Genomic DNA, 442 nt, shown 5'->3' with positions numbered 1-442 from the left:
AGAATCGTTTCCCGAGTGGAAACATTCAAATATGCAGCTTAGCTGCAAAAGTAACACAGTTACTTATCCATTTGTTCAGTTTTGATGGAATTTGAGGGGCCATAGCTCAGCTGGGAGAGCGCCTGCCTTGCAAGCAGGAGGTCAGCGGTTCGATCCCGCTTGGCTCCACCAAAGAATTTCGTCTATTGAGCTTGTTCTTTGAAAACTAGATATCGAAACGAAAATTGCGAATTAGAACATTCCTTTTAGGGATGAATGCTTGTTCGGTTCAAGTAACTGAAACAACAATCATCCTAGCTGATCTTGTGTAAACAAGTGAAGTGTTTATAAGGTAGAATGCTATTGCGATGGTATCGAATGGGAAGCGACTTTTGGCTTTGGACGTAGTCCAAAACAAGTGGAGCGCGCCATCGAAACCGGAGCAAATATGGTTAAGCTACTA

General features: G+C 43.0%; 1 tRNA gene. It reads left to right on the top strand.

The annotated features are described in order from the left end of the window. Window positions 1–95 precede the first annotated feature (95 nt). Window positions 96–171: transfer RNA gene (locus tag A6049_RS32340), tRNA-Ala, on the top strand. Window positions 172–442 lie beyond the last annotated feature (271 nt).

Origin of the sequence: Paenibacillus sp. O199, assembly GCF_001636635.1 — a bacterium.
GTDB classification, from domain to species: domain Bacteria; phylum Bacillota; class Bacilli; order Paenibacillales; family Paenibacillaceae; genus Paenibacillus; species Paenibacillus marchantiae.
This window is presented reverse-complemented; position numbering and strand designations above follow the sequence as displayed.